Raw genomic sequence first — 9,360 nt, forward strand, 5'->3', positions numbered from 1 at the left:
TCACCGACAATGCCATGCAAGCAAGCAACGAATGGTTTGTGGCCGATGCCGAGAACGAAGGGAAACCCTTGATCGTGCGGGGACGGCTTTTCCTCGACACCCTCAGACAATCGGGGCAATATGCCACCCGCATCGCCCTCGTGTGGCAATATGGCGGCGACACCAAGGGTCTGCCTACCGACAAGGAGACTCAGGGGCTCGACCTGCTCAACGAGCAGTTGCGCCAGGCTCTCGAGTCCGAAGGGATAGCCGTGCTCACGGCCATCTTCATCGGCAACCGGGTCGCCCGCTACGAGTATTACAGTCGCTCGGCCGAGGAGTTCGGCCGGGTGGTCGAGCAGACCTTTGCCAGCTATCCGCCCCTGCCCATACAGATTGGCGCCGAGAGCGATCCCGAGTGGAAAAGTTATATCGAAACCGTCGAACATTTTGCCATACAGTCATGAGTTACAGCCGCAAACGCATTGCCGTGAAGATAGGGAGCAACGTGCTCACCCGCCCCGACGGGTCGCTCGACATCACCCGCATGTCGGCCCTCACCGACCAGATTGCCGACCTGCACAAGGCCGGCCTCGAGGTGATTGTCGTCTCGTCGGGAGCCGTAGCCTCGGGCCGCAGCGAACTGCACATCGACCGCAAACTCGACTCGGTGGCGGCCCGGCAACTCTTCTCGGCCGTGGGGCAAGCCAAGCTCATCAACCGTTACTACGAGCTCTTCCGCGAGCACCACATCGCCTGTGGGCAGGTGCTCACCACCAAAGAGAACTTCTCGACCCGGCAGCAATACCTCACCCAAAAACAGTGCATGGAGGTGATGCTCGACAACGGGGTAATTCCCATCGTCAACGAAAACGACACCATATCGGTAACCGAGCTCATGTTTACCGATAACGACGAACTCTCGGGGCTCATCTCGGCCATGATGGATGTCGAGACCCTCGTCATTCTCAGCAACATCGACGGCATCTACAACGGGGCACCGGGCGAACCGAACAGCCGGGTTATCGCCGAGATTCATCCCGGCCAGGAGTTGTCGCAATACATCCAGTCGGGCAAGTCGTCGTTTGGCCGGGGCGGCATGACGACCAAGTGCCACATTGCCCGCAAGGTGGCCGACGAGGGCATCGAAGTGATTATCGCCAACGGCAAGCGCGAGAACATCCTGCCCCGTCTGCTCAAGGAGGGGAGCAACGAGGTATGCACCCGCTTCATCCCCTCGCCCTCTCCCATCTCGAGTATCAAGCGCTGGATAGCCCACTCCGAAGGATTCGCCAAAGGCCGGCTCCACCTCAACGCCGGGGCCGTCGAAGCCATCCATACACAACCGGCCGCCAGCATCCTGCCCATCGGGGTCACCCGCATCGAGGGCGATTTCGAGCGCGACGACATCGTGCGCATTGTCGATGCCGAGGGTCGGGCCATAGGTGTGGGACGCGTCGCTACCGATAGCAAGTCGGCACGGCAGCTCATCGGCAAGCAGGGAGCCCGGCCCCTCGTCCACTGCGATTATCTCTACCTCGAGCAACTTTAACATCCATCATATCAACACACTCGAAAAAAAAGATTACTTTTGCTTAAATAGAGACATCACAATTATGACTGCCGATTTGTCACATATCCTCGACAATGCCCGAGTGGCCGCCGACAAGTTGAACCTTATCGACGATGCCACCATTGCGCGGGTGCTCTGTGCCGTAGCCGACGAGGCCGACCGAGAGGCCCGCTATATACTCGAGGAGAACCGCCGCGATCTGGAGCGTATGTCCGAGAGTGACCCTCGCTACGACCGGCTGATGCTCACCCCCGAACGCCTGGCAGGTATCACCGCCGACATGCGGCGCGTTGCCTCGCTGCCTTCGCCGCTGGGGCGCAAACTGGCTTCGTTCGACCGGCCCAACGGCATGCACATCGACAAGGTGTCGGTACCGTTCGGAGTCATCGGTATCATCTACGAGGCACGTCCCAACGTCACCTTCGACGTCTTTTCCCTCTGCATGAAATCGGGAAACGTCTGTATCCTCAAGGGAGGGAGCGATGCCCAATACTCCAACCTCGCACTTATGAACATTATCAACAGGGTGTTGATAACTCATGGAATAGATTCAAACTCAGCCATTTTACTACCCAACGACCATAGCTTTACCGACAAGTTATTAACCGCTGTGGGTAAAGTCGATCTCGTGATTCCGCGGGGCAGCAGCCGGCTCATCAACTATGTGCGCGAGCATGCACTCGTGCCGGTCATCGAGACCGGGGCAGGCATCTGCCACACCTACTTCGACGAAGCGGGCGACCTGGAGAAAGGGCGCAATATCGTGTTCAACGCCAAGACCCGCCGGGTGAGTGTGTGCAACGCACTCGACTGCCTCATCGTTCACCAAAATCGGCTACCCGACCTGCCCGCCCTCTGTGCTCCGCTGGCCGAGAAACGGGTTATCATCTATGCCGACCCGCAAGCCTACGAAGCACTGGACGGCCAATACCCCCACGAGCTGCTGCAACCGGCCACGGCCGAGAGTTTCGGCACCGAGTTCCTCGACTACAAGATGGCCATCAAAACGGTAGCCACGTTCGACGAGGCGCTGGCCCACATCGCCCGCGACTCTTCGAAACACAGCGAATGTATCGTGACCGACGACGAAACCCGCAAGCGACAGTTTGTCCAACGGGTCGATGCCGCCTGCGTATATACCAACGTCTCCACGGCTTTCACCGACGGAGGCCAATTCGGGTTCGGAGCCGAGATAGGCATCAGTACCCAAAAGCTGCATGCCCGGGGTCCCATGGCTCTGCCCGAACTGACAACCTACAAGTATATCATTTCCGGTAACGGACAAACCCGCCAATAAAAACGATTATGAGACATTTTACCAACGTACACGACATAGGCGACCTGAGGTCGGCCGTACACGAGGCTCTCGAAGTGAAAGCCAACCGCTTTGCCTACAAGCACCTGGGGCAGGACCGCACCCTCATGATGATCTTTTTCAACTCGAGCCTCCGCACCCGGTTGAGCACCCAAAAGGCGGCCATGAATCTGGGGATGAACGTGATGGTGCTCGACGTGAACCAAGGAGCCTGGAAACTCGAGACCGAACGTGGCGTGGTGATGGATGGCGACAAACCCGAACATCTGCTCGAGGCTATCCCCGTGATGGGATGCTACTGCGACGTGATCGGGGTGCGCTCCTTTGCCCGTTTCGAGAGCAAGAGCGACGACTACGAAGAGAAGATTCTCAACCAGTTCATCCAATATTCGGGACGTCCCGTCTTCAGCATGGAGGCAGCGACTCGCCATCCCCTGCAAAGTTTTGCCGACCTCATCACCATCGAGGAGCACAAAAAGACGGCTCGCCCCAAAGTGGTCTTGACCTGGGCTCCGCACCCCAAAGCCCTGCCTCAGGCCGTGCCCAACTCGTTTGCCGAGTGGATGAACGAGACCGACTACGAGTTTGTCATCACTCACCCCAAAGGGTATGAACTCGACCCCCGCTTCGTGGGGAAGGCCCGTGTGGAGTATGACCAGCGGAAAGCCTTCGAAGGGGCCGACTTCATCTATGCCAAGAACTGGGCGGCCTATGCCGAACCGCACTATGGCCAGGTGCTCAGCACCGACCGCAGCTGGACGGTCGATAGCGAGAAGATGGCGCTCACGAACCACGCCTTTTTCATGCACTGCCTGCCGGTGCGCCGCAACATGATCGTGACCGACGACGTTATCGAGAGCCCCCAGTCGCTGGTTATCCCCGAAGCGGCCAACCGCGAAATATCGGCACAGGTCGTCTTAAAACGTATTCTCGAATCTCTTTAAACCCGCATATCTATGAAACGGCTTTTGATACTCCTTTTGACCGCGCTCCTGCTCCCGGGAATCACTCGGGCCGAAGAGTTCGCCGACTACAAATTCTGGAACGAAGGGAAACTGACCTGGGACGATTTTCAAGATACCCTCAGCCTCAAGAGTGTACCCACGGCATTCACCGCCTTCCTGCGTATCGAAAAGACCAAGAACCGCGACGGGAACACCAGTACGGTGCGTTCAGAGGCTCAAGCCTGTTTCGACCGTCGGCACTCCTTCGCCGACTCGACCATCCGCAACAACAACCTGCTGCGGCTTTTCCAACTCAAGTACGACCTGCTTGAGTTCTACCGCCGTCGTCTGCAAACCGAACTGAACCTGGGCGTAGTGGGTATAGAGGCCGACAACCGCACCCGACAGTATATGGACCTCTACAAGGAGCAAAGCGAAAAGGCCGAAGAGGAGACCGAACGCGGACAAAACGAAGAGAAGCTGCAAGAGTGGGAATTCTATGTCACCAAAGAATTGATCGAGAATCCCGCCCCGTCGATTCCCCGCATCTCTCCGCGCCGCTTCGGTTACGGCTTCTACCTGGGCACGGGGGCTTCGTGGCCCGTGGGCGAGCTTGAACACTACTGGGATCCCGCCTGGCAAATCCACGTCGGATTCGACCTGGGCTATGTCAACACCCACCTGCTGTGCGACTTCTCGGCCGGAATGGCCCGCACACGACGCGACATCCAGGTACAGAAAGGCGATATCCACGACGTGTGGCTGCGAAACGGGCACAACACCTACACCTCGATTTCGCTCAGCCTGGGACAGCAGCTCGTCTCGACCAAGTATTTCGCCCTCATGCCCTATGCCGGTTGCATCTGGTCGGGCTACTCCGATCAGATACGTATCCCCGACGGACGTAACGAACGGACCACGCTGGCCTACTCCAACTTCAACTGGACGGCCGGTATCTGCTTCGACTACCGATTCTCCAACACCATATCGATGGTACCCTCGTTCTGGCGCGGACACCGCGAGATTTTCACCGCATCGATTCGCACCAAAATCTTTATCAACCGCGAACAGTTCAAAAACTTCAACGCCATAGAGGGCGACATGATTCGGGGCTGCAAACTGGGATTCTCCATCTCGTGCCTCGGCTTCAGCCGCCTGCTGCAAATCAAATAAACGACAAGACAAACGACATGAAACAATATCTCGACCTACTGCAACATGTGCTCGACCACGGCGTTCTCAAAGAAGACCGCACGGGCACGGGCACACACAGCGTATTTGGCTACCAGATGCGGTTCGACCTGCACGACGGATTCCCGCTGCTCACCACAAAAAAACTGCACCTCAAATCGATTATCTATGAGCTGCTGTGGTTCCTCAAGGGCGATACCAACGTGAAATACCTGCAAGAACACGGGGTGCGCATCTGGAACGAATGGGCCGACGCAAACGGCGACCTGGGCCACATCTATGGCTATCAGTGGCGCTCGTGGCCCGACTATAACGGAGGCCATATCGACCAGATAACCGAAGCCATCGAGACCATCAAGCACAACCCCGACTCACGACGCATCATCGTGAGCGCCTGGAATGTGGCCGACCTGCCGCAGATGAATCTGCCGCCCTGCCACGCCTTTTTCCAATTCTATGTAGCGGGAGGCAAACTGAGCCTGCAACTCTACCAGCGCAGTGCCGATATCTTCCTGGGCGTGCCTTTCAACATCGCCTCGTATGCGCTGCTCCTGATGATGGTAGCCCAGGTCACGGGGCTCGAGGCCGGCGAGTTTGTTCACACCCTGGGCGATGCCCACATCTACAACAACCACCTGGAGCAGGTGCGCGAGCAACTCACCCGCGAACCGCGACCCCTCCCCAAAATGAGACTGAATCCCGAGGTAAAAAGCATCTTCGACTTCCAATACGAAGACTTCGAACTCACCGATTATAATCCACATCCCCACATTGCCGGGAAAGTTGCCGTATGACACCCATGATCTCGATTGCCCTTATCGCCGCCGTCGCCGAGAACGGCGCCATCGGCCGTAACCAGCAGTTGCTGTGCCACCTGCCCAACGACCTGAAGCATTTCAAAACCCTCACCTCGGGGCACACCGTAGTCATGGGTCGGCGCACCTTCGAGTCGCTGCCCAACGGAGCCCTGCCCAACCGCAAGAACATCGTGCTCACCCACAACCACGACCTCGCCTGGCCGGGTGTAGCAGTAGTACACAACATCGACGAAGCAATGGCCCAGGCCGACAAGAGCCCCGTCTTCATCATCGGCGGAGCCACCCTCTACAACGAAACCATCGGGCTGGCCGACACGCTCTACATTACCCACATACACCACACCTTTGCCGATGCCGACACCTTCTTCCCCGCCATCGACAAGACCGTGTGGATAAAAGACGAGGTGCAGGAGATGCCTGCCGACGAGCGACACGCCTACTCCTACACCTTCGTGACCTACCGGCGCAAACGATAGCCGCCAGCATCACCACGGGGGGAAGATCAACGTCCCCCGGTGGTCGTCACCTCGCCGTCGTTGTTGAAATTCAACTCGATTACCGGCACCGTATTCAGTTCGATCTGGTACCCCCAACTGTAACGCGACACCTCCACAATACCGGCGTTAGGATATTGCGTGGCCGTATAGGTGAGCAGGTTGCCCGGCAAAATACCTATTTGCAAAGCCGAAGGCAGCACCTGCAGATTGCCATCTACCTCCTGCCAGCCACCGTCGTTATAAAACTTCAGCTCAAACCCGTTGCTCAACCACAGTTTATACCGGGGTTCATCGTCATCCTTCTCGGCTTTGACCACCTGCACATCGGCAAAATAGTTATCGACAAACTGGTGTATGGCAGCCGGCAGATACTCATAATCCACCCGCTTGTCATCGTCGCAGCTACTCATACTCAAGAGAGCCGCCAACACAATAAAACTCCACAAAATTTTTCTCATACGGTTCGTTTTTTATGAATGACTATACAACAACATAACAATATTCGCCCCCAATAGGTCACACCTATATGCAAAATTTCAGGCCAATCGCGATAAAAAGCCCAAGCAAATTGTAACACATTTGTAACAAATAGATATCATATTGTCACAAGACCCTCCATATATAAAAATAATGTTAAACACAAACGATTTTCTTGTATCTTTTGCTTGCATATAAAATTATATGCTTACATTTGCAATGTGTTTTTCATGGTATTAGAATTAAGGTTAACAAAGATTGGTTGTCGTGATGACAATCAATTTTTTTTGTTTTAACTCATACCATTACGAATAACGTAGCAATTTCAACTATCGTCTTATTACAGCAATCCAAAGAGAAAAATAGGGTATGTCCCAATAGACACACCCTATTCCCATATCCGAATTTATCTCGCGACTACGGTATCGGCAAAAACAGGACGGCATCGGCAGCCACCGCATTGTCGGCTCCCTGGTTGGAAATCTCCACATAAGCCTCACGCCCACAAGGTAGGTTATATTCGCCCACGCACACCCACTCGCCACCGGTTTGCCCCACGACCTTTATATCGTCTTTATGCACTTGCACCTGCGCCGTATCGGCCCCGGTAAAAATCGTTACGGGCGTATGCGTGGATGCCCCCTCTAACTGAGGAAAGAAGACATAAATCTTATAAGCCCCGGCAGTCTGAATATCGGGCAAATACTTAATGGTTTTGAGGGTATCGCCCTTGGAGCTATCGACATAAAAATTCAAGCCATATCCTCGATAGGTATCTTGAGCCAACGTCCAGTCGCCCTGTATTTCAACAGCGGTAGTATCGTCGTTATCGACCAGAATCTCGGGAGTCGAACCATCGGCCAACGGGTCGGTTCTCAAGATCTCCTGCACCCGGGCAACATCGACATCCTGCACATCGATACCTTCGTCAATCGAAAGGCTTGCGGCTACGGCAGCCGACTGGCCCAATACCATGAAGACCGGCTCCATGCGAATCGAGCCGTAAGCTATGTGCGAGGCCGACAGGCATACCGGTACCAACAAATTGGCCACCTCTTGCCGCTTGGGGACAAGAGCCCGGTAGGAGATGGGATAGGGCGGGAAGCCTCCTATCTCGACATTCCCTTCGTTCTTGACTACCCCATCGACAACCAGCCTGTCACAATTATGCGAGTCCATCGTGTAGGCAGCCCAGCCGATTACATCATCGACCACTTCTCGCCCCACACAGTGATGCTCGGTCATGACCAATTCGCCAATCAAGCGACGCGCCTCTCGCACATAAAGCTGGTGAGTCCAATGATCGTTATCGACATATTCGTCTTTGGGATAGCCCCACTTCAACATCTCATCACGCATAAACCGAGGAACACGCTCATCGTGACCCAGGAAATAGAAAAGGCCCTTGGTATAATCTTCATGAGCTTTCCAAATCTCGGCCCGCCGGGCATAGTCGGCCTCGGGATAATCCCAGTTCATACCAATCATATCGGTCGAAATACCGCCGCCATTGTTGATATCGGTTTTGGCGTTAGGCATACGGCTCCAAATAAAATAGTCATATACCGACTTTCGGGGCGATACGGCATGCAGTCGCAACACCAATTCATATCGGGTAGAATCGTAGTTGTCGGGACGGGTGATGGGTATCATGTTTTCGGGATTATCGGTCAAACAGACCCTGAAATTATAGGCCTGTATCTTTTTATCGCCCGAGCCGGTAGGGTTTAACACATGGTCACTTACCCCCCAAATCAAGCCACTGGTCGAATCGCCTGGAACAATATAGGGGTCTATGGGATCCCAAAACTGGTGCCCCTTCATCAGTTGCACGCCATTATAGGTCTCGCCATATACCGAGTTATCCTCCCTTCCTATGGCATAAGAGGCCCCGGCTTTAGCCATGAGGTCACCCTCATAGGAGCAATCGATAAATACCTTGGCCCGTATTTTCCGGTAGGTCTCGGGCGATGGATTGGCTGAATTTTCAACAACAATCTGTGAGATGTGCCTACCCTCTTTCTCGACATCGTGTAACCGATAGGAATACAACACCTCGACACGTCCCCGATCGATATACTCCCGAAAGATTTGCTCGGCAACCGACGGTTCAAAAACCCACTGTTCAAACTGCCCGTAATGGGCTCCTACCCTGCGATAAAAATCCCGGGCCAACCCAGTCACGACAAATTTATTCCCGATGTCGGTATATCCCAAGCCTCCCGAGGTCATTCCGCCCAAATGAGTACCGGGCTCTATCAACAATACCTTTTTCCCTTCCATCGAAGCGGTGTACGCAGCAATAACCCCAGCTGAAGTGCCGCCATATATGCATATGTCCACTTCGACTCCTCTTTTACAACCGGTAAACAGCACAAGCAATGCCACCGTACACCACAAACATATTCCTCTCATAAATCTATCTTATTTTTATTTTATATTCTCCTTCACTGCTGTCCGGAGAAATTTTACCATAAAGTAGGTTGCTCGACAGAACCCGCCTCCGGAACACAAACGGGAGTTGTCGGCTGATTATAAATTTCACGGATATCCGCCCTCTGGAAGA

9 protein-coding genes are annotated in these 9,360 nt (G+C 54.7%); 7 read left to right on the plus strand and 2 right to left on the minus strand.

Going from position 1 to position 9,360, the window contains the following annotated elements; all coding sequences use genetic code 11:
* Positions 1 to 14 precede the first annotated feature (14 nt).
* The 7 genes from B5G10_RS02280 (at position 15) to B5G10_RS02310 (ending at position 6,296) form a co-directional block, all read left to right on the plus strand.
* Entirely contained in the window at positions 15 to 446 is a 432-nt protein-coding gene (locus B5G10_RS02280) for a DUF695 domain-containing protein (RefSeq protein ID WP_087423148.1), read from the plus strand.
* The gene (gene proB / locus B5G10_RS02285) at positions 443 to 1,531 is read left to right on the plus strand and encodes a glutamate 5-kinase (protein WP_087423149.1); all 1,089 of its coding nucleotides are present in this window, start codon (positions 443 to 445) and stop codon (positions 1,529 to 1,531) included. The genes B5G10_RS02280 and proB overlap by 4 nt, the downstream gene beginning before the upstream one ends.
* Before the next feature lie 64 nt (positions 1,532 to 1,595).
* Positions 1,596 to 2,849: a glutamate-5-semialdehyde dehydrogenase gene (locus B5G10_RS02290; RefSeq protein WP_087423150.1), complete on the plus strand. Its 1,254-nt coding sequence runs from the start codon at positions 1,596 to 1,598 to the stop codon at positions 2,847 to 2,849.
* Positions 2,850 to 2,857: 8 nt separating this feature from the next.
* Positions 2,858 to 3,811, plus strand: a complete 954-nt coding sequence (locus B5G10_RS02295) for an N-acetylornithine carbamoyltransferase (protein WP_087423151.1) — start codon at positions 2,858 to 2,860, stop codon at positions 3,809 to 3,811.
* 12 nt (positions 3,812 to 3,823) lie between these two features.
* Positions 3,824 to 4,984 (plus strand): hypothetical protein, encoded by a 1,161-nt coding sequence (locus B5G10_RS02300; RefSeq protein WP_143241032.1) that lies wholly within the window; start codon positions 3,824 to 3,826, stop codon positions 4,982 to 4,984.
* 17 nt (positions 4,985 to 5,001) lie between these two features.
* Positions 5,002 to 5,796, plus strand: a complete 795-nt coding sequence (locus tag B5G10_RS02305; RefSeq protein WP_087423153.1) for a thymidylate synthase — start codon at positions 5,002 to 5,004, stop codon at positions 5,794 to 5,796.
* A complete protein-coding gene (locus tag B5G10_RS02310) occupies positions 5,793 to 6,296 on the plus strand; it encodes a dihydrofolate reductase (RefSeq protein ID WP_241147704.1) in 504 nt (167 codons plus the stop codon). Before B5G10_RS02305 ends, B5G10_RS02310 begins: the two co-directional genes overlap by 4 nt.
* A gap of 26 nt (positions 6,297 to 6,322) precedes the next feature.
* Here B5G10_RS02310 and B5G10_RS02315 read toward each other — a convergent pair whose 3' ends face one another.
* Positions 6,323 to 6,775: a PepSY-like domain-containing protein gene (locus tag B5G10_RS02315; RefSeq protein WP_087423154.1), complete on the minus strand. Its 453-nt coding sequence runs from the start codon at positions 6,773 to 6,775 to the stop codon at positions 6,323 to 6,325.
* Positions 6,776 to 7,211: 436 nt separating this feature from the next.
* Positions 7,212 to 9,209 carry an FAD-dependent oxidoreductase gene (locus B5G10_RS02320; protein ID WP_087423155.1) on the minus strand — a complete coding sequence of 666 codons (1,998 nt, stop codon included), beginning with the start codon at positions 9,207 to 9,209 and terminating at the stop codon, positions 7,212 to 7,214.
* Positions 9,210 to 9,360: the final 151 nt, after the last annotated feature.

This window comes from Barnesiella sp. An55 (assembly GCF_002161555.1).
Classification (GTDB): Bacteria; Bacteroidota; Bacteroidia; order Bacteroidales; family Barnesiellaceae; genus Barnesiella; species Barnesiella merdipullorum.